A 21,883-nucleotide genomic window follows, 5' to 3' on the forward strand; every position below is an offset into this window, starting at 1 on the left:
CCGGGCGGCCGCGACCTTGAAAGGTGAGGGTCGCCGGGGGGTCTCCGCAGCGATGCCGCCCCTTCAGCACGCTGCGTGCCAACGGCTCCCGGAGGCCACTGGCGGGCTTCGCGGCGGTTTTGGCCGGACCCGCGCGCCCGGGGCCCGCGGCACTGCGACCCAGGCGCCCGGACATCGACGCCAGCCCGCGGCGCCGCCGCTGCGACGATCTTTTCACGAGCCAACTCACGAGGTGCAGCCGGCTGCTCCGCCCGGGTGTGCGGGGTGGCTGCCGGGCGGCGCAGCGTCCGCCGCCGCAGACGCGCTGCGAACTTCCGCTCACACCTCAGAGAAACATAAAGACAGGTCCTTTCGGACATGTCCGTTGGAACATATGTGCATTGACCGCCAGGGCCTGAAGCTCGCAGCGGGCGCCTCGCCGCGTTGACATGATCTTGATGTTGACGAAATCTTGACCGCCAGAGGTTCTGGCATGAAATCCACCAAGATCATCACGATGACCGTGGCGTGCACGCTTGGGCTCGGCATGGCCGGGGTAAAGACCGCGTACGGCAAGAGCGACGACACTGACCGCATGGTCGAAATCGACGGCGAGGCGGCCGCGCCGATCGCGGTGGAATCGCGCGACATCATGCTGCCGGCCGCCGACCACGCCCAGGGGCTCTCGATCCCGGCGCGCGTGTTCCAGCCGAAGTTCGCCGAGGGCGCCAGCCCCGGCCCGGCGGTCCTGGTGATGCACGGCTCGGGCGGCCTGCACAAGATGCCGAACGGCGACGACGCCGGCGCGTGCAGCCGCCAGCTCGAGAATCAATACGAGCGCTGGGGCCAGGAGCTGGCGGAGCGCGGCTACGTGGTGCTGATGCCGTCCTCTTACACCGCCCGCGGCTTCTGCGACATGCACACCGACGTCGAGCGGATCCCCGCCGGCTTCGACGAGCGCCCCGAGGCCATCCTCAGCCGCCTCTACGACCTCGACGTGGCCGCGCGCTACCTCTGCGACATGGACGGCGTCGACTGCGACCGCCTCGGCGTGCTCGGCTTCTCGCACGGCGCGACCATGGCCATGCTCGCGCTCCACTGGCAGATGGACCACGCGCTCGACTATTACCGCGAGCACTCGCCGGACCGCGAGGACATCGATTTCGCGCTGCCGAACCTCTCGGAGGATCGGCCCGCGTTCAAGGTCGGCGTGGCCTACTACCCCGGCTGCGGCACCGACGGGTTCCTCCCGCGCGAGACCGACGACGGGGCCGACGTCGAGAACAAGTACTTCCCGACCGCCGACCTCTACGTCCTCCACGCCGAGCGCGACGCGCTGGCCAAGATCTGCACCGTCGACCCCGACGTGAAGGGTGCCACCGGCGAGCGCGAGATCCAGTCGGCGCAGGTCGCCGCCGAGCTGGGTGTCGACGACCGCTACAACATCGAGGTCTACGCGCAGGCCGGCCACGGCTTCGACTCCGACGAAGAGGACGCGAACGAGCCCGGCAACCCCGACGCCGCCGCGCACGCGCGCACGGTCGCGCTGCGCCAGCTCTATTCGCACCTGAACTGATCAGATTCGCCCGCGCCTAGCGCCTCACGCGCACCGCACACCTGTCCCTTGTGACAGGTGCCGCAATTGTCCCAGCCACGCCCCGCGGCGCCGCGACGGTCCCGCGCCACCGCACACACGGCCGCCGACGTGACGCAGATTGCTTGTCGCGTCGGCGGCCTTTCCTACTTTGGGAGGCGTTACAGGGGGGGCATTGTATGCCGACGAGAGTGGGAAACACGGTTGCGTATACTCGTAGGATTGCGTCGTGGGCGACGCTGCTGACGGTGGTCGGCGGCTGTCCGAACGACGATACCGGCATCACCAGCGCGACCGACGGCGGCAGCGGCTCCGGCGATTCGGCGACGCCCGCGACCGACGGCGCCGTCCCGACCACCTCGGGCATGTCGGGCTCCGGGAGCGAGCCGACCGGCTGGCAGACCACCGGCACCACCGACCCCGTCGGCCCGTGCGGCGCCGATCCGCTGTGCGGCATCCCGCCGGAGGAGCACGAGCCCACGCCCAAGCCCGACGGCCTCCCGAGCCCCTTACCGGGCGTCTATGACGACCAGGGCCCGGCGCCGCTCGACAACGGGTTCCGCTCGCTGATGGGCTTCCCCAACCGCCAGCGCGCGCTGCTCGAGGAGCGCGTGGTCCGGCTCTACGACCCCGGCAGCCCCGAGTTCCGCAAGTACCTGTCGGTCGACGAATGGATGGACGACCACGCGCCGCTCGAGTCCGACGTCGAGATCGTCAAGGCGTGGCTCAAGTCGCGCCACTTCACGGTCAACTTCGAGGCCAAGAACCGCCTGCTCCTCCACTTCTCGGGCACGGTCAAGGACTTCAACGAGAGCTTCGCCACCGAGCTGCACATCTGCATGCGCAAGAACCCGCTGCACAGCGGCGACCCGTTCCCGGTCTATTGCACGCTGGACAGCTTCACCCTGCCCAAATTCGTGGCCGAGCGCACCAACGGCCTGGCGACCGCGGACCTGCCGGCCGAGACCGGCTCGCTGGTCAAGGAGGTCGGCGAGGTGATCGAGGACTACCCGGGCGACCAGGCCTACGGCCCGCCGGCGTTCTTCGGCGCCTACGACATGCTGCCGCTGTTCGAGGCCGGCTACACCGGCCAGGGCTCGGCGGTCGGGGTGGTCGGCGCCGGCACCTATCATTCGATCGATCTGCAGATCTTCTGGAAATCGTTCGGCATCACGCGGGCGCTGCCGACCCGCGTGTCGCTGATGGAGCCGGTGTTCGAGCGCATCACCGAGACCGTGCTCGACACGCAGTGGTCGTCGTCGCTGGCGCCGGGGGCCGACGCGTACGTGTACGAGGGCCCCGACGCCCGCAACACCGCGCTGCTGTTCGCCTGGAACGAGGGGGTCGGCGACAACAAGGTCGACGTGCTGTCGACCTCGTTCGCCCACCGCGAGGACGCCGAGGCCAAGACGCTGCGCCACCAGTACGACGAATCGGCGCTGATGGGCGCGGCGATCGGCATGACCCTGCTGTCGGCCAGCGGCGACTCGGCCAACCCCGACACGCCGTGCTCGAGCCCGTACGTGACCTGCGTCGGCGGCACCAACCTGGAGGCCACCCCCGACGGCGAGCTCCACGACGAGACCGCCTGGTCGCTGTCGGGCTCGGGCCAGTCGAAGTCGTTCGCGCGGCCCTACTGGCAGGAGGGCGACGTCGACAGCAAGACCCGCTCGATGTGCGACCTGTCGCTGTCGTCCTCGCCGGAGAACCCGATGTGGATGCGCCGCTGGACCAAATGGGAGGCCTACGGCGGGACGTCGTTCGCCTCGCCCGCGTTCGCCGGGATGGTCGCGGTCATCAACAGCTACCGCAAGGCCCACGGCAAGCCGCGCGTCGGCTTCCTCAACCCGCTGCTCTATCTGCACGGCCCGACCCGCGCGACCTTCCGCGACATCACCGAGGGCGCGACCAAATACTGGGAAGCGGGCGTCGGTTGGGACTACCCGACCGGCCTCGGCGCACCCGATATCGCCGCCCTCGCCGAGGTCATCCCCTGAGGCCGCGCGCGGGCCCCTGCGCCCGCGCGTAGCGTCGAGGCGGGTCGACTTCGGCCCGTCCTGTGGAACGTGGACTCCGGGAGATGTGCGATGACTCCGTTCGAATTGCTCCCGCACGGCGGGCTCGACCAATCGATCCTCATCCCGGTCCTGGTCGGGGTCTACGTCGCCCTGCTCTTCACCGAGACGTTCGGCTGGGTGTTCGTCGGCCTGGTCGTGCCCGGCTACCTGGCGTCGGTGCTGGCGCTGCAGCCGACCACCGCCGCGGTGATCGTGCTCGAGGCGATCGTCACCTACCTGCTGGCCCGCGGCCTGGCCTACGCGCTGGCGCCGACCGGCGTGTGGGCGCCGTTCTTCGGCCGCGACCGCTTCTTCGTGATCGTCCTCGCCAGCGTGCTGGTCCGCCAGCACGACCAGCTGTGGATCTTGCCGGCGCTGTCGTCGTGGCTCGAGCTGCAGATGGGCACCGAGCTGCCGCCCGTGCGCGAGTTCTACAGCATCGGCCTGGTGCTGGTGCCGCTGACGGCCAACATGCTGTGGAAGCCGGGCCTCTTGCGCGGGCTCGGCCCGCTCGCGGTCGTCGTCGGCCTGACCTACGCGATCCTCGAGCTGGTCCTGCTGCCGCTGACCAACCTGTCGCTGTCGTCGTTCGAGCTGCTCTACGAGGACAGCGCGATCGACTTCCTCGGCCACGCGCGCGCCTACGTGCTGCTGCTGACCACCGCGACGCTGGCCGCCCGCTTCAACCTGCGGTACGGCTGGGACTTCGGCGGCATCCTCGTGCCGGCGCTGCTCGGCCTGCTGTGGTTCACGCCGATCGAGATGATGGTGACGCTGGCCGAGGCCTGCATCCTGTGGAGCATCACCAAGCTGCTGCTGCGCTACACCCCGCTGAAGCGCTACAACCTCGAGGGCCCGCGCAAGCTGGCGCTGGTGTTCACCCTCAGCGTCGCGCTCAAGTGGCTGCTGTCGCTGATCGTCAGCGTCGCCATGCCCGGCGTGCGCGCCCGCGAGCTGTTCGGCTTCGGCTACCTGCTGTCGACCCTGCTGGCGATCCGCATGCTGCCGAAGAAGGCGACGCGGCGGGTGCTGCTGCCGACCATCACCACCGCGTTCGCCGGGTGGCTGATCGGCAGCGCCCTCGGCCTCGGCCTCGACATCGCCGCGCCGGTGCCGACCCCGGTGCCGGCCTTCAACCCGCGCAACACCAGCGATCGCCTGCTGCGCAGCGAGGCGGGCGCGCTCGCGCTGGGCCACGTGCGCGCCGAACTCGCCCCGCCGCGCCTCGACGCGCCGCCAGCGTCCGCGCTCGTCGCCCACGCTGAGGCCTGGTCGGCGCTGGCCGCATGGATCGCCGCGCCGACCGACGACGCGGCCGCGACCGCCCGCGACGCGGCCGCCCGCGCCGACCTCGGCATCCACGCGATGAGCGCCCCGACCGGTCTCTTCCACCATGTCTCTTACGCCATCTCACCGATCGAGCGCGGGGTCGTGCACACCAGCTGGCCGTCGGCGCTGGTGGTGCCCGGCGCGAGCGGGCCGGCGATCGTGGTCCCGCGGCCGGTCGCCGAGGCGCCCGCCGCCGAGGCCGCAGGCCCGCTGTGCGCCGCGCTGGCGTGCCGCCTCGTCCTCGTCGCCGGGCGCGATCAGGTGCCCGGCGTGATCGACATGACCTTCTCGGCCGCGCTGGCGCGCCTCGCCCCCGAAGGCGCGGTCGAGCTGCGCGCCGACTTCGACGCCCCGCCCGGACAGCCGCTCGTCCACCTCGAGGCCGCCGCGCCGATCGGCGCGCCGGCGCTGCAGCCGACCAGCCCGCGCGGCGTGGCCGGCCTGCCGCCGATGGCCGTGGCCGAGGGCGCCCCGCCGCTGCTGCTCGGCGCCCCGTGGGGCGAGGGCCGCCGCGCCGTGGTGCGCATGCACCCCGAGACGATGCGCGCCAGCCTGCTGCAGGGCGCGCCCGAGATCCGCAGCGCCCCCGCGCTGATGCCGTGGCTCGCCGAGCAGGTGCGGGCGTGGAGCGAGCGGCCCGACAGCGGCCTGGCCGCGCCGTCGGTCGCCGAGCTGACCTTCCTCGAGCGCCACGTCGCCGAGCCGCTGATCCACGGCTTCACCGAGGACCGCGCGCTCGCGGCCCGGTTCGCCCGCCTGGTCGACGCCGAGGTGTGGCAGCTGCGCGACTGCGGCTCGCGCCGGCCGTGCCGCGCCCTCGTGGCCGGCGGCGAGATCCTGGTCCTCGGGACAGGTCCCTCCCGGCTCGTGATCGAGGCCATCCGCGTGCCCGAAGAAGCCGGCACCTGGCGCCTCGCCGCCGAGCTGTTCAGCGCCGCCAGCGGCCGCGCGCTGCTGATCGCCATCAGCCGCTCGGGCGCCGGCATGTCGGCGTTCACCCCGGCGCAGGCGCTGCACCAGGCGCTGTCGGCCGACGAGGCCGGGACCCCGCGCACGATCGTGCAGATCCGCGGCCTCGGGGCCCGCCCCGGCGCGCCCGCCGACGCGCTGGCGATCGGCCGCCCGCGCGCCGGCATCGGCGAGCTTCCACCTGTCCTCGCGGACATGTTGACCATGTCCGGCCCGCTGGCGTTCGTGCCGCGCTGGCGCCTGCTCGAGGACGCCCCCGAGCTGGCCGCGCTGGTCGGCGTGCGCGACGCCTTGATCGCCTTCTCGGCCGCCTTCACCGCCGACGCCGCCGCCATCCTGTGGTTCCCGCCCGCCCTGCGCCGCGTCTACGCGCTCGGCGACCCGTGCCTCGACCTGCGCCGGCTGTCGGCGCTCGACCTGGTCCCGACCGGCCGCAGCTGCGGCGCGTGGGTCCGCGACGAGGCCGCGCTGGCGCTCGGCGGGGTCGCGCCCGGCGCCCAGGATGCCCGAACGGTCATGTCCAAAAAGACAGCTCAGGACGACCCTCCGGCGCGTCGCCAGGCCGCCGAGGCCCGCGCCGCCGCGGCCCGCGCCAAGGCGGGCCCTGGCGTCACCGTCACCACCACCGCCGACTTCATGGCCGCGCTGGCGCAGGTCGAGGCCTACGCCGAGTCGAACAACCTCCACTGGTTGCGCCTGGTGCTGGCCGAGCCGGGCCTGCGCCTGCAAGCCGGGCTCGGGCGCACCACCGGCCGCGGGTTCCTCTCGCTGTGCGAGACCGCGGGCGACCGCCGCTGCGCGATCGTCTGGCTCGGCCCCGCCCTGGCCGGCCGCACCGTCGTGCCGAGCAAGATGCGCGCGGTCGGCCCCGCCCTGTGGCGGCGCAACCGGACCCTGCTCGTCGACGGGGAGGAGCGCTGATGCAGCCCGATCGCTCGCTGTGGCGGCGCGGCGGCCCGCTCGCCAGCCGTCGCCTCGCCTTGCCGACCCTGGTGGCCCTGCTCACCGCCATGGTCCTGGCCGCCCGCGGCCCCGCGGCCGTCGAGGAGGAGGCCGCCGACGACATGTTGACCGCGACCAGCGAGCGCATGATCGCCTACGTCCTGACGCCCGAGCACGGGCCGCGCTTCCGCCTGCCCGGCGGCCCCGAGTTGGTCCGCGTCACCGCCCACCTGGTGCTCCCGAGCGGCCAGACCTACGTGCCGACCCGCCGCTACGGGTTCGGCCTCGAGGCGACCTTGCGCGCGCCCAACGGCGAGATCCTGTGGCGGCGCCAGCTCTCCGATCGCACCGACCAGACCAAGGCCGGCCACGGCGACGGCGGGTGGATCTACGAGGCCGCGTTCGCGGCCGACCACCGCTACGAGCTGGCCGACAGCGCCGGCCTCGAGCTGTCGCTGCCGAGCTGCCCGCCCTCCTCCACGCTCGAGCTGCGGCTGTCCCAAGAGACAGGCATCCTCGGCAGCGACGGCAACAAGATCGCCGTCCCGTTCACCAACCCGAGCGCCCTCGTCCGCGTCCACCGCCGCGTCGACCTCGGGCTCGCCGGCGAGAGCCTGCGCCGCAGCGCCACCCAGGCCGCGCTCGGCAAGGCGCGCCTGGCCGCCTCCACCTTCCTCCCCTGGCACGCCCTGCGCGAGGCTCACCGGGCCCACGCCGAGGCCGAGGCGTGGGAGCGCATGCCCGCCGAGGGCCGCGCCGGCGTCGACTACCGCGGCGAGAGCGTCTACGTGGCCGCTGGCCCGCCGCCCGCGCCGCCGCCTCCCGAGCCGCCCGCGCTGGCGATCGCCCCCGGTCAGGCGGCGATCGTCCACCTGCTCGGCCCTGGCACCGCGACCGTGCGCACCCGCGGGACCGCGACGGTCTCGACCGACATGCCGCAGGAGATCGCCGTGCGCACCCGCTGGCTCGGCCCGTTCCCCGCCGGCCCCGACCCGCTGCCGGCCTCGCCGCCGACCTCGATGCTCTCGATCCCGATCACCGACGCCTGGCAGGAGCAGGCGATCGCTCTGGCCGCCGGCTGGACCGCGATCGAGCTGTCGACCGCCGTCGGCGCCGCCGACGTCCAGGTGGTCGCCAGCGACGGCGCCCGCCACCCGACCACCGACGAGGCCGGCGGCGACGCGGCCCGCGAGTCGACCTTCGCCGCCCTGCGCATGCCGGCCGAGACCGAGCGCAGCGGCTGCGCCAACGCCCGCCTGACCTACCGCGCCGCCTGCACCTTGACGACCCCGCCTCCGCCGCCCTCGGCGCTGATCCCCGTCGACCTGCGGACCTTGCCGCTCTACCGCATCGGCCCCGACGTCGCGCCGCTGTCGTTCAACCTGATCGGCCCCGAGGACATCTACACCCGGACCCTGCGCTTCGACGTCCGCTCGCTCGGCGTCGTCGCCCCGGTCCGCCTCGGCCTCGAGTTCCTCGACGCCCGCGGCCACGTCGTCGCCGCCCACGAGCTGCTGGCCGAGCCGACCGGCCTGTCGCTGTTCGAGCGGGCCCGCCCGCCCTCGTCGTTCTTCGCCGAGTCGGCCGGCGGCGGCGACGACGAGGAGGGCCAGGTCCCGTCGCTGTTGCCCGCGCTCGGCCTCGCTCTGGCCGAGCGGCCCGTCAGCGAGCCGGTCTCGCTGCGCCTGCTCGCCCCGCCCGAGGCCGTGCGCCTGCAGCTCACCGGCGGCTCGCCGGCGCTGCTCGACGTCCGCACCGTCCTGCCGCCCCCGGCCGACGAGGTCGGCGGCTCGCCATGGGTCTGGCCTTACGACCAGGTGGTGGTCGACGACGAGCGCTGGCGCTACGCCCCGCGGCGGCGCGACCGGTGGTTCCCGCTGCGCGCGGAGGACCACGTGCTGCGCCGCGCCGCCGGCCAGGTGATGCCGCTGCAGGCCCAGATCCGCCGCGAATACGAGCCGCCGCGGCCGACCACCGACGGCCCGTGGATCACCGAGCGCCCGCGCAACGCAGCCCAGCGGCTCGACATCCTCGAGCTGGTGCCGCTGGCGCGCCGCGACGAGACCATCGCCAACTGGGGCCCCGGCGAGGTCTCCGTGTTGCGCCCCGGCGTGGTCGAGAAGATCGACCTGCGCCGCGGCTTCGCCCGCCCCACGCGCATGCGCTACCACGCCATCGGCGCCGGCGTGCGCGCGCTCGGCCAGGACATCGCCCTCCGGATCAACGAAGAGGACGACGACTGGCTCATCACCGCCCGCGCCGAGAGCCGCCGGATCGCGCGGCCCAAGGGCGGGCTCGTGTCCCTGCTGTGGAACTCCGGACCGGAAGCCGTGCGCCTCCTCGTCAACCGCCCCACCCTGTCCGGCGCGCCGATCTACACCGCGCGCCAGATCTACCGCCTCGGCGACAACGCCCTCACGATCGACGTGCCCAAGCGCGGCGGCATCGTCGAGGCCCTGCACGTCGTCGTCTACTGGCTCGAGGGCGCGCCGACCACCGCGACCTCGTTGAAAGTGGCGATCGACGGCGGCGCGCCCAGGCGCCACGGCGCCCGCGGCGTCAACGTCTCGCAGGCCGAGCACTCGGTGGTCCTGATCCCCGACTCCGGCACCGAGCTGCTGCGGACCGACCGCGACACCCCCGTCCGCGCCCAGCGGACCACCTTCACCATCCGCCTCGGCGACGACCTCGCCCCGGGCCGCCACTCCGTCACGTTCCGCCGCGACAGCGGCGCCCCGGTGTGGCTGCGCCTGTTCCGCGAGGCCCCGAAGAGCCAGGGCGCCGCCCCCGATCTCGAGCTCGGCCATGACGACTGATTCCCCCGATCACCTCATGTCTTATGGGACATGTCCTCATGGGCATGTCTTAAAAGACACTATTTTGGCCTCCCCGGCCCCCCTCTGTCCTCGCGGCCGCGCGGCCCCGGCGGTTACATGTCCCTCCGGACAGGTCACATCGCCGCCCGCGAAGCCCCCGGGCGGCCGCTCGCACCTCGCCGCGACGCACGCCCCGGGTCAGCCGATCCCTCTCCCGGCCGCCCGCGCCTATCCCCCCGCCTCGCCCGTCATCCCGCCCGGAGCCCCGCCCCCGCCCGCTGCGAGCCGGCCCGATCGCGGGTCCGCGTCGACCGCCGCGGGCCAGGGCGACCCGCGCCTCGCCGTGGCCGCGACCCTGCTCGACCCGCGGCTCGTGGCCCTGAGCCAGGCGCCGCAGGTCCGCCCGCCCGCCGTCCCCGGGCGGCCCGCGGCGCCGATCGCCCGCCCGCTCGCCGGCCCCGCAGAACCGCCCGCCGTCCCCACCTGTCCCCCAGGACATCTTAAAAATTCTCCCCCGCGCCCGCCCGCCTATCCCTCGGGACAGCTCGCAAGCCCCCGCTCGGCGCCCCTCATCGCCAGCCCATCGCCAGGCCTACGGCCCACCTACCCCTCGGGACAGCTCGCCATTACCCCCGCGTCGCCCAGCTCTTGTCCCGCCCTACAAGCCACCTGTCCCGCGGGACAGCTCGCCCATTCACCCTCCCCGACCGCGAGCCCGTCACTCGCCCTACAAGCCACCTATCCCTCGGGACAGATCGCCAGCTCGCCTGCGGCCCTGCCGGCAGCGAACCCATCCATCGACCCGCGCTCGCGCCCCGCCGCCCCGCGCCCGCCCGCCGTGCCTGCCCACCCGGCCCGGGCCGCGCGCCCCCCCGGCCACCCCGCCCAGCTCGCCGCCGGCGGTCCGCTGCAGCCTCCGCTCGCCACCTGTCCCGCGGGCCAGCCCGCCCACCTCCGCAACACCTGTCCTGAAGGCCAGCCGAGCTCCCCGCTCGCCGACCCGCCGCCGCGCCCGCCGGGCGCGCGCGGCTGGGCCATCGTCCTCGCGCTCTCGGCCGGCTGCCAGGGCAGCACCTGCGACTGCACCGACCCCGACCGGCCCGGCTGGGGCGCGCGCGCCCTGTTCAAAAATGACCGTACGGACATGCCCCCATGGACAGGTCCCGAAGACCAGCCTGCCTCGGCCGCGCTGACCGGCGAGCGCCCGCGTCCGCCGGCCCGGCCGCTCGACGCCTACACCATGATCGACCCGACCGAGCTCCGCCAACGGCTGTGGACCGAGCCGCCGCCGCCCTTCTACGTCCCGCCGACCCCCGAGCGCACGGCCGCCTTCGAGGCGCTGATGCGCGGCCTGCTGGCCACGCCGACCCCCGAGCCCGAGGCGCTCGGCGAGCTCGCCTGGGCCGCCGGTTACGAGGTCCACGCCTGGTACGTCTCCGGCCAGCGCCTGCTCGCCGCCGTCGAGCCGCGGACCCAGCAGACCGGCGGCGGCGCCTACCTCGTGCGCGTCGACGACGGCCCGGCCGCCGCCGCGCGCCCCGTCATCCTCCAGGCCCCGCACGCCTTCCACGACCTCGGCACCGAGCGGATCGCCCTCGCCCTGGCCCTGCGCGGCGACGGCTGGCCGCGCGCGCTGTTCGTCAACACCGTCCACCGCTACCTCGACACCGACGGCCAGCGCCGCGAACGCGACGGCGCCCCCGCCGACCCCTGCCACAACCCGCAGCATTTATTCTCGGTCGCCACCGCCGCCGCGCTCGACGCCCTGCCGCGCGTCGAGGTCGTGCAGATCCACGGCTTCAGCGAGGACGACGAACCACTCGGCCCCGCCGCAGTCGTCAGCGCCGGCGACCGCGTCGCCGCCACCACCCGCACCCGCGAGGTCGCCCAGCGCCTGCGCGGCGGCCTCGGCGTCGAGGTCGCCCTGTTCCCCGACGACCGCACCCGCCTCGGCGCCACCGCCAACGCCCAGGGCCGGCTGGTCCGCTCCCGCGGCGGCGCGGCCCGCTTCGTCCACATCGAGCTGTCGCACGAGCTGCGGCGGCGGATCCAGCGCGACGCGCGGGCCCTGGCCAGCCTGGCCGAGGCGCTCCGCCCCGACCCCCGCGACCCCGATGAAACGCTCGGCCTCGGCCCGCCCTCGCGCCCGCTCTGACCTGTCCTTCGCGACATTTCCCTCGGGACATGTCGCGCGTCGCTCTCGGCCCCTCCCCCGCAGGAGCACCCCGTGTCCACCGCCCTCCGCATCGCCTCGTGGCTGCTCGCCGCCGCCGCGCTGATCCCCCACGACGCCAGCGCCCGCCCCGGCCGCGCCGCCGCGCCGCTGGCCGACCCGGCCGTGCGCGCCGCCGTCGAGTGGCGCCCGGTCGAGGTCGTGCCGGTGGCGCTGACCGGCCCCGCGCCGTGGACCGCGACCGCGCCCGCCGAGGCCCCCACGGCCACCAGCGCGGTCGTCGGCCCCGACGCCGGCGCGATCGTCCGCCTCGGCTCCCTCGCGGTCCTGCAGATCCGCGCCGAGCCGGTCCGCGGCGGGGGTCGGCCCGCGCCGCTGCAGTTCTGGCGCCGCTCCGGCGAGCCCGAGGCCGGCCGCGCCGCCGTGCTCGAGCCGGCGATCGAGGTGGCCCCGGGGACATGGCTTTTGGAACATCCGCCCGGCGGGCCCGGCGAATGGCTGGTCCACGCCGCCGAGCCGACGCGGATCACCGCCCTCGCCCCCACGCCGCGCACCGGCGAGCTGATCTGGGAGCACGTGCTCGGGGCGACCCTCGAGTGGATCGATCACGGCGGACCGCCGCCGCCGCTGCCCGACCTGCCGACCTTCGCCGACCTGCGCCGCGAGCTGCTGGCCGACGCGGCCATCGCCGCGGCCCTGTTAAAAAGTGACCCGAAGGACATGTCCCTTCAGGCAGCCGTCCGGGCCTGGCGCGGCGCCGCCGCGGTCCAGCGGATCACCGCCATGCGCCCGCCCGGCCGCCCGACCTTCGCGCTCGAGACGAGCCCGCGCCCGCTGGCCGACGCCGCCCCCTTCGACCTCGACGGCCGCCCGTTCCAGCGCACCGCCGGCCATCGCAGCTGGGACCTCGAGCTGACCGGCCCGGGGGTGGCGTGGATCTCCGCCAGGCTCCTGGGACAGGACCCGAAGGCCAGCCTCTCGGTGCACGCCGGCGGCCGCCTGTTGGTCCGCGAGCGCCTCGCCCCCGAGACCCCGTGCCTGCCCGAGGCCGCCGAGTGCCGGATCGGCGGCCCCGAGCGCGAGCTCGCCGTGCCGCTCGCGCCCGGGCTTCACACCTACCGCCTGCAGCTCGACGGCGACGCCGCGCTGCTGCGGGTCCGGACCGGCCGCACTCTCGAGCGGCTGGCCGGCGCGCTGCGCCGCGAGAGCACCCTCGACCTGCTGCGCCTCGGCCGACGCGCCCTGGCCCGCTCGCGCTCGCCCCGGGCCGCGCTGGTCGACGCCCTGCTGGCCCAGGTCGAGGGCCGCCCGCTGCCGACCCTCGCCAAACGCCCGAGCCCGCCGCCGCTGGCCCTGGCCCACGATTGGTTGCAGGCGCAACAGGACGACCTGCCGCCGGCCCGCCGCCGCCAGCTGGCCTGGTCGCTGGCCCGCGCCGCCGACATGGTCAAAGACCGCGACCTCGCCGCTCGCGGTCGCGCCGCCGGCATCGAGCTGCTGGCCGGCACCGACGACGCCGGCCTGGCCCGCCGCCTGCTCGGCCCACGCCCGAGCGAGGCCCCGGCCCGCGCGCTGGCGGCCGCCTCGCGCCTGCTCGACGGCCCGCCGCTGCCGCTGGCCAGCCCGATGCTGGCGCTGTTCGAGCGGGCCCGCCGGCTCGACCCGTACGACGCCGAGCTGCGCGCGGCCTACCGCGACCACTGGCAGGCGACGCGCTGGTCGGCGCTGCAGCCGAGCGACGAGGGCCCGCGGCCGCTGCTGTGGATCGAGCACCTGCCCGCCGACCCGGCCCGGGCCCCGACCAGCGCGTCGCTGTGGACCTGGCCGAACGCACATGTGCAAACGGTCATGGCCCCGCCGCTGCCGGAGGCGCCGCGGCGACCGGCGCTGCTGCGGCTGTACGCCCGCGCCTCCGCCGGCCTGACGGTGACGGTCGACGACGCGCGCTGGCGGACCTTGCCGCTGGCGCCGCTCGAGCTGCTCGAGCTGGCGCTGCCGCCCGGCCCGCACGCGCTCACGGTCGCCGGCCCGAGCGGCAGCGAGGTGTGGTCGTCGCTGCCGCCCACGCCCCCGCGCGCCCCCGACGCCCGCCTGCTCCGCCTGTGGCGCGCCGACGCCGAGCACCCGGCCCGCTTCGTCCTGCCCGGCGAGCCGGCCCACGCCCGCGTCGACATCCGCGCCCTCGATGCCGTCACCCCCACCCGCGTCGACCTGATCCTCAAGACCGACACCGGCCTGCGCCGCCGCTTCAGCGTCGAGCTGCGCCCGGTCGAAGGCACGGCGATCCCGCTCGACGGCAGCCCCCGCGTCGGCCCCCCGACCAGCGTGCTGGTCCCCCTCGACCTGCGCGCCCGCGCCCTCGAGGTCCAGCTCGCCGGCCCGGGCCCCGCGGTCGCCGTGTCCGCCGCCGTGCGCGCCCCCGGCATGGGCGAACCATTGCCCGGAGCTGTCCCCCAGGACAGCAGCGAGACCACGATCCTCGCCGGCACAAAAGGACATGCCCCCGAGGACATGTCCTCAAAGACTCTCACCGGTTCACTCGCCGCCGGCACCCCGGGCGAGCCCGGCCCGCCCGCGCCCACCGCTCCCGACTCACCTGTCCCCGGGGACAGCCCGATCGAGACCCCGGCCGCCGCGCTCGAGCGGGCCAGCCGCGGCCTGCTGGTCCGCCCGAACGACCCGGACCTGCTGCTCGTCCGCGCCGGCGCCTTGCTCGACCTCGACCAGCGGACCTACGCCCTGTCCGACTGGACCCGCGTCGCCGCCCACCCGCTGCCGCCGGTCCTGCGCCCGCGCGCGCTCGCCCTCGGGCGCCGGATCGAGGCGCTCGGCGCCCCCAGCCACATCGACGTCACCACCGACGTGCCGGTCCTCGTCGCCCCCGCGCTCGCGGCCGCCGGCCTCGACGACCTCGCCCTCGCCCGCCTGGCCCCCGCGGCCGCCCGCGCCCGCGAGGCCGGCCCCGCCGCCGGCCTCGCCGCCCTCGACGCCCTCGCGCCCGCGAGCGCCCCCGCCGCGTCCGACATGTCCCAAAAGACACCCGGACGCTCCTCGCCCGCCACGAAGGACATGTCCCAGGGGACATCCCGAGAGCCCGCCGCGTCCTCCCGCCGCCCCGCCGCGCCTGCGAGCGCCGCCGCCGCCTCCTCGCCCGGGGGCCTCGCTCCGGCTGCCGAAAAGGACATGTCCCGAGGGACATCCTCGACCTCCCTCGCTCCGGGCGACCTGTCCTCGCGGCCATCCTCGCTGCTCGCCGCGCCTACGGCCGCCGCGTCCTCGACCCCTGGCGACCTGTCCTCTCGGACATCCTCGCACGACCTGTCCCCCGGGACAGCCAAAGCCCTCCCATTGAAACCACCCGCCCGCCCGCAGGCCGACCCGGCCGAGCTCGCGCTGCGGGCCGCCCTGCTCGACGCCGCCGCGCGCCCCGACGAGGCCTTCCGCGCCTGGCACCGGGTCTACGCCGCCACCGATCGCTGGCAGGTCGGCCTCGCCGGCGTGCGCAGCGCCCTCGCGGCGCTCGACGAGCCTGCCACCAGCCCCGTCGGCGCCGGCCTCGCCTACGGCCTGGCCCTGCGCGTCCGCCCCGCGATCCGCACCCCCGCCCTCGACCGCCTCGCCAACATCGCCGGCGAGCGCAGTCGCTGGTCGCACCTGATCCTCAGCGAGGAACGCGGCAGCCGTGAGCACGTCGACCTGCCCAAGAAGCCCGCGCCCGCCACCGGCACCGCCGACACCCGCGCCACCTTGCTCGCCGCCCCGTTCCCGGCCAAGGGCGCCCTCATGCTGCGCCCCGGCGTGCCCGTGCTGATCGACCTCGCCCGCGGTCACGACGCGCTCGGCTTCGAGCTGTGGTGCCGCGAGGTCCGCCCCGAGCTCGGCGGCGTCGCCCCCAGCGTGCGCTTCTGGATGGGCGAGGAATTGCTGCACACCCAGGCCGTCGCCGCCGGCACCCTCACCCTCGCCGAGTTCGCGGTCCCGGCCCGCGACGCCGTCACCCTCGAGCTCGACGACGCCAGCCACGCCTACCTGTGCCTGGCCCGCCTGCGCCGCCCCGAGGCCCGCCAGACCGCCCGCACCGACCGCTGGCACGTCGCCCGCGCCCGCCGCCCCGTCGAGTTCATCGTCCTGGGCCCCACCACCGTCCAGATCGAGGTCCACGGCCACGCCGTCTCCGACGTCAGCGTCGCCCTCGCCCGCGGCAGCGAGCCGTTCGGCCCAGCCCGCCCGCTCGGAAGTCTCTCGGGACATGTCCCTTCGGGCCTGGCCCAAAATTCCAAAGACCTCACCCTGCACCCGCCGATCCAGGTCCTCACCCTCGCCGACTCCGGCCCGCTGCGCATGCGCCTGGCCCCCGGCGTCGGCTCGGCGATGGTGCGCGTGCACCAGCGGCTCGACGCCGAGGCCGAGCCGCCGCCGCCGCGACCGCCGCGGCGGCGCCCGGCTCGCCTGGCCGAAGAGACAGCTCCACCCGCCCCCGCGCCGCACCCCACCCCCGCCGTGCCGCCGGACCAGCGCCACGTCCAGAAATTCGGCACCCCCTACGTCGACCTCCACCTCGGCACCGACGACCTCGAGGACAGCGACGACCTGCGCCCGCGCGCCTCCGGCATCATCCGCCTCGGCTGGGCCCGCGAGCTGCTGGCGCGTCGCCTGTGGATCGAGGTCAACCCCGAGCTGCGCCCGCGCGAGGGCACCGCTCTGGTCGCTGGCGGTCGCCTCGGCTTCCAGGCCCTGTTCCCCCGCGCCGGCCTGCGCGCGTGGGTCAGCGCCGCCGGCCTGGTCCAGACCGAGCACGCGCTGCAGCCGTGGAGCCTGCGCGCCGAGGGTCGCCTCGATCGCCCGACCTGGCTGGCCCCGCGCCTGCAGCTGTTGCCCGGCCTCGACCTCGCCTACCGCTACCAGTCGCTCGCCGAGGGCCACGGCTTCGCGCGCGGCGAGCTGCACCCGCGCGTCTACCAGTGGTACGTCGAGGATCATCCGCTGGTGTTCCGGCCGACCCTCGACCTGCGGGTCGTCGCCTGGCAGGACGCGCGCGTGGTCGTCGGCGCCGACATGATGCCGAACAGCGACTTCCGCAGCGTCGACCAGGTCAGCATGCACGCCGGCATCGCCGGCGCCCTCGCCCTCTACGGCCGCGTCGTCCCCGAGTTCGCGCTCGACTACGAGGCCTCCCTGCGGCTCGCCGATCCCGACCGCCAGAAGACCTACCTGCGCAGCCGGATCCTCGCCGGCCTCGGCGTCGGCATCTGGCTCACCGACGGCGTCCGCCTCGCCTTCGGCGTCCGCAACAACCTCTACCTCTCCTCGCTGTACCCGGCGCGCAACGGCCTCGACCTGTGGCTGCGCCTCGACCTGCCCCTCGGTCGTGGCTTGCGCGACTTCGGCCCGCTCGAGATGCCCTTCCGCGCCGCCCGCGAGCACCGCCTGTGGCGCCAGGAGCCGACACCATGACCGCCATCATCGACGCGATCACCGAGGCCATCCTCCGCCCCCTCGACCCCCTGACCGCGCGTCTGCGGGCCCGGGCCGCCGCCGCCCTGGCCGCGCGCCTGGCCGCCAGCGCCGACGTCCCGCCGGCCCTGCGGCCCGACCTGTTCGAGCTCGCCGGCCTGCGCCGCGCCCCCGAGCGGCGCGCCCTCGTCACCGAACATGCCCTCAAGGACATTGTCGCAAGGACATGTCTCTGCATTCATGTGCTGCGCCGCGAGCACGCCCTGCTGCAGTCGCGCGAGGCCGAGCTGGTGGCCGCCGCGCTGGCTGCCAAGGACCCGAGCACCCAGCAGGCGGTCCTGGCCGCGGCGATCCGCCGCCACGCCCGCGGCTTCCGCCAGCGCCAGGCCGACCTGCGCGCGCTCGGCCGCTGGCTCGACCACGACGCCCTGCGCGAGCGCCTGGCCGCCGAGCAGGCCCTGCTCGAGGAGCAGGTCGAGCTGGCCGTGCGCCTGGTCGGCGCCGCCCCGGCCGAGGTCGCCTACGACGAGCGCGCCGAGGTGTTCCCCTGTCTGATCAGCCAGCTCACCTGGCTGCCGCGCTTCACCCTGCGCCTGGCCTGTCTCGAAGCCCTCTCGGCCCTGCTCGACCGCCTCGCCGAGGCTGGCCAGGCCCACGAGCTCGACCTCGACCTCGACCTCCGCCTCGCCACCGCCGCCCGCGGCCGCGCCGGCGACTCCGCCGAGCACCCGTGGGTCCAGGCCGCCGCCCTGGCCCTGCTCGACCGCGTCTCGCTCGACGCCCCCGAGGGCTCGCGCTTCGCCATCCCGCAGCTGCACCTGCGCGCCGGGGCCCGCCGCGAGCACCGCGGCTACGCCCCCACCGCCGAGGCGCTCGAGCTGGCCGAGGCGCGCCTCATCAGCCCTCGTGGCGGCCCCCGCGATTTCCTCGTGCGCGCCCTCGTCGTCGAATTTTTGGCCCGTCGCGCCACCCGCGGCCGCGACCCGATCCGCTGCGTCGACATCCTCTTCAACGCCGTCGACGACGCCAGCGAGCACGTCCGGATCTGCCTGTGCGCCGCCGCCGTCGCGGTCCGCCCGGTCGACCCGCGCGGCGTCGCCTTGCTGACGATCCTCGCTGGCGACGGCAGCGCCCGCGTGCGCGCCGCGGCCGTGCGCGGCCTGTTGCGCGGCCCCATCGACGCCCCGTTGCTCGCCCCCCTGCTCGCCGACGAGGCCTCGCCGTTGGTCCTGCGGCTCGCCTGCGCCGAGATCGTCAAGATGTCCGCCGGCACCTGGCACGCCGACCCCGGCAACTTCCTCCGGCTCAGCGCCGCGCTGGTGACGATCGCCACCCGCGACGATCACCCCCCGGTCGTGCACGAGGCCGCCGCCGCCGCCCTGCAGGCGATCGACAGCGCCCTCGACCCGGCGCGCCGCGCCTGGACCGACGTGTTCGCCGAGGCCCTCTCGCGCACCCCGCCCGGCCACGCCGTGCGCGTGTCGCTGCGGCGGCCCGACCTGCCGCCCCCCGGCGACGCCGCCTGGCTCGGGCGGATCCTCGCCGCCCTCACCCGCGAGGACTGGGGCATCGACGCCCATGTCCGCAAGGACAGCATCCTCCTGTGCCGCGGCGACCGCTGGGGCGCCCGCCTGTGGCGCGCCTGGCACGAGCTGCGCCACCCCGGCCCCAACAAGCGCCAGGGCTTCTCGCACGTGCGCGGGCGGATCCTCCGCGGCGACCTGCGGGCCCACTCCGGCCGCCTCCACGAGGTCGTCGCCACCGAGGTCCCCGGCGAGCGCGTCCACAGCGAGCGCGAGGGCGGCTGGGGCCGTCACCTCCCGCTCGTCGACGACCTCCTCGGCCTGCCCGTGCTGCGTCCCCGCGTCGTGCGCGTCGTCAGCAGCCAGGGCACCACCGAGCTGCGCTGGCGCCGGCCGCTGCTGCAGCGGATCGCCGCCCACCTGCGCCTCACCGTCCGCTACGCCCAGCTCGCCGAGCTGCGCCGCCAGGCCCTCGACGCCCTCGAGCCGGCCGCCCGCGCCGCCTACGCCCGCGTCCTGCGCGAGCAGTACGGCGTCGAGCTCTACTTCGTGCCGCACCCGGCCCCCTGCGCCTCGCTGGCCCGCACGGCCCCCGCGCAGCTGCTGCAGCTGTTCGGCGCCGGCGAGCCGCGCGGCGAGCCCGTCTACACCAGCGTCGACATCCCCGTGACCCAGTCGGTGAGCCTCGCCGCCGAGGTCGCGCGCGCCGTCTCGTCCCCGCAGCCGGCCGCCGCCTCGGCGATGACCGGCCTCGGCGCCCTGCTGGTGTTCGCCCCGCCCGAGCTGCCCGACCTCGCGCAACCTGTCCTCGGGGACATCTTCACCCTCAGCGGCAGCAGCCAGACCGCGCTCGCCTACTTCCTCGCCGCCCTCGCGGCCATGCTGTTCATCGGCACCTACCTGCGCACCCGCTCGATCGCCCGCGACCGCGCCGCCATCCCGCTCGTCATCGGCGGCTGGGGCACCCGCGGCAAGTCGGGCACCGAGCGGCTCAAGGCCGGCCTGTTCCACGGCCTCGGCTACCGCGTGTTCGCCAAGACCACCGGCTGCGAGGCCATGTTCATCCACGCCCAGCCGCGCGGCCAGGCGATGGAGATCTATACGTTCCGCCCGTACGGCAAGGCGACGATCTGGGAGCAGCGCACGCTGCTCAACCTGGCCGCGAAGACCGGCAGCGACGTGTTCCTGTGGGAGTGCATGGCGCTCAACCCGGCCTATGTGGAGATCTTGCAGCACCACTGGATGCGCGACGACGCGGCGACGATCACCAACTGTTACCCCGACCACGAGGACATCCAGGGCCCGGCCGGGATGGACGTGGCCGAGGTGATCGCCCGCTTCGTGCCGACCACCGCGCGCACCGTCACCAGCGAGATCAACTTCCTGCCGGTGCTGCGCCAGGCCGCCGGCCAGCGCGGCAGCGACCTCGACGCCGTCGACGAGTTCGCCGGCGACCTGCTGCCGGCCGACCTGCTGGCGCTCATCCCCTACGACGAGCACCCGCGCAACGTCGCCCTGGTGGCCCGCCTCGCCGAGCACCTCGGCCTCGACCGCACCCTGGCGATCGCCACCATGGCCGAGCACGTGGTCCCCGACCTCGGCGTGCTCAAGCGCTACGGCCCCGCCCGCGTGGCCGGCCGCACGCTCGAGTTCATCAACGGCTGCTCGGCCAACGAGCGCGCCGGCTTCCTCTCCAACTGGCGCCGCACCGGCTGCGACCGCCTCGACCTCGACAAGGAGCCCGACCGCTACGTCGTCACCGTCGTCAACAACCGCGAGGACCGGGTCGCCCGCTCGCAGGTGTTCGCCCGCCTGCTCGTCGAAGACGTCGCCGCCGACCGCCACGTGCTCATCGGCACCAACACCCAGGGCCTGGTCGGCTACCTGCGCGAGGCCCTCGACGGCTTCCTCGCCGCCCAGGAGGTCGTGACCGGCGACGACCTGTCCGATGGGCCAGCCGGCCTCGCGCGCGCCCACCAGCGCCTGACCCGCCTGCTCGCCCGCGTGCGCCCGGTCGCCGCCGAGGCCCTGCCCGGCCAGCTCGTGATCTACGGCCACGGCGCCGGCCGCTCGCTCGCCGGCGTGCGCGACGAGATCGCCCGCCGCTGCGCGCCCTACCTCGGCGACGACCCGCGCGCCAGCATCAACCTCGATGAGGTCCTGACCGTCGTGCGCAACGAGCTGAACCCGTGGCTGGTCGGCCTTGTCGAGTCCGCGGACGTGCTCGAGGACAGCGACCCGCCCGAGTGCGTGCGCCTCGCCAGCCCGCAGGAGGTCGCCGATCACTTCCTGCGCCAGCTCGCGCGCACGGCCGTGTGCGTGCGCCTGCGGGCCCGCGTCGAGGCCGCCTTCGAGGCCGGCGCCGCCGGCATGCCGCTCGGCCTGGTCCACGCCGCCGTGCGCGACGCCTATCGCCATTTGTTCATGGACCTCGTCGAGGTCGTCGTCGACCCGCTTACCACCGGCGACCAGGTCATCCTCCGCTGCGCCCTCACCGTCCCGCCCGGCGTGCGCGCCATCCTCATGGGCACCCAGAACATCAAGGGCACCGGCCTCGATTTCGTCTACCGCTGGACCGCCCTCGACCTCGCCCAGCAGAACCTGCTCGCCCTCGCCAGCCACGAGCCCGAGGTCCGCCGCCAGGCCCTGCAGCGCCTCGCCCAGCCCCCCGACCCCGGCCTCGTCGACGCCGGCCTCGTCGCAGCCCAGCTCGAGCAGCGCATCCCCTACGACGGCGAAGCCGAGCTGCAGAGCTTCGCCGCCGCCCGCGCCCGCGCCCTCCATCAGACCCGCCTCGCCGACCTCTCCGCCGGCCCCGCCCGCGGCGGTCGCCACGACAAATTCCTCGGCTGGCTCGAGAGCTGCGTCGAATTCATCGACGGCGCCCGCCGCTACTACATCGCCCGCCAGGTCATGCGCGACCTCGTCACCCTCCGCATCAGCCACGCCCGCGCCGCCGCCGTCATGCGCGAGCTCGACAGCCGCGCCAAAGGCGGCTGGCTCATCCGCGGCCTCCGCCACCGCAACGGCTCGCCGTGACCCGTTGG

At 75.1% G+C, this 21,883-nt stretch carries 7 protein-coding genes; all 7 read left to right on the top strand.

All coding sequences use genetic code 11. The features are described from left to right. Positions 1-472: 472 nt before the first annotated feature. Positions 473-1,555: a dienelactone hydrolase family protein gene (locus tag POL25_RS28205; RefSeq protein WP_272089327.1), complete on the top strand. Its 1,083-nt coding sequence runs from the start codon at positions 473-475 to the stop codon at positions 1,553-1,555. A 266-nt stretch (positions 1,556-1,821) separates the two neighbouring features. Further along, positions 1,822-3,570, top strand: a complete 1,749-nt coding sequence (locus tag POL25_RS28210) for a S53 family peptidase (RefSeq protein WP_272089328.1) — start codon at positions 1,822-1,824, stop codon at positions 3,568-3,570. Between the two features lie 90 nt (positions 3,571-3,660). Further along, a complete protein-coding gene (locus POL25_RS28215; RefSeq protein WP_272089329.1) occupies positions 3,661-6,849 on the top strand; it encodes a poly-gamma-glutamate biosynthesis protein PgsC/CapC in 3,189 nt (1,062 codons plus the stop codon). Further along, a complete protein-coding gene (locus POL25_RS28220; RefSeq protein WP_272089330.1) occupies positions 6,849-9,686 on the top strand; it encodes a hypothetical protein in 2,838 nt (945 codons plus the stop codon). The genes POL25_RS28215 and POL25_RS28220 overlap by 1 nt, the downstream gene beginning before the upstream one ends. Before the next feature lie 838 nt (positions 9,687-10,524). Further along, positions 10,525-11,841 carry a hypothetical protein gene (locus tag POL25_RS28225; RefSeq protein WP_272089331.1) on the top strand — a complete coding sequence of 439 codons (1,317 nt, stop codon included), beginning with the start codon at positions 10,525-10,527 and terminating at the stop codon, positions 11,839-11,841. A 72-nt stretch (positions 11,842-11,913) separates the two neighbouring features. Beyond that, the gene (locus POL25_RS28230) at positions 11,914-17,313 is read left to right on the top strand and encodes a hypothetical protein (RefSeq protein WP_272089332.1); all 5,400 of its coding nucleotides are present in this window, start codon (positions 11,914-11,916) and stop codon (positions 17,311-17,313) included. Next, a complete protein-coding gene (locus tag POL25_RS28235; protein WP_272089333.1) occupies positions 17,310-21,875 on the top strand; it encodes a hypothetical protein in 4,566 nt (1,521 codons plus the stop codon). Before POL25_RS28230 ends, POL25_RS28235 begins: the two co-directional genes overlap by 4 nt. Positions 21,876-21,883 lie beyond the last annotated feature (8 nt).

The organism is Nannocystis bainbridge (assembly GCF_028368995.1).
In the GTDB taxonomy this organism is placed as follows: domain Bacteria; phylum Myxococcota_A; class Polyangia; order Nannocystales; family Nannocystaceae; genus Nannocystis; species Nannocystis bainbridge.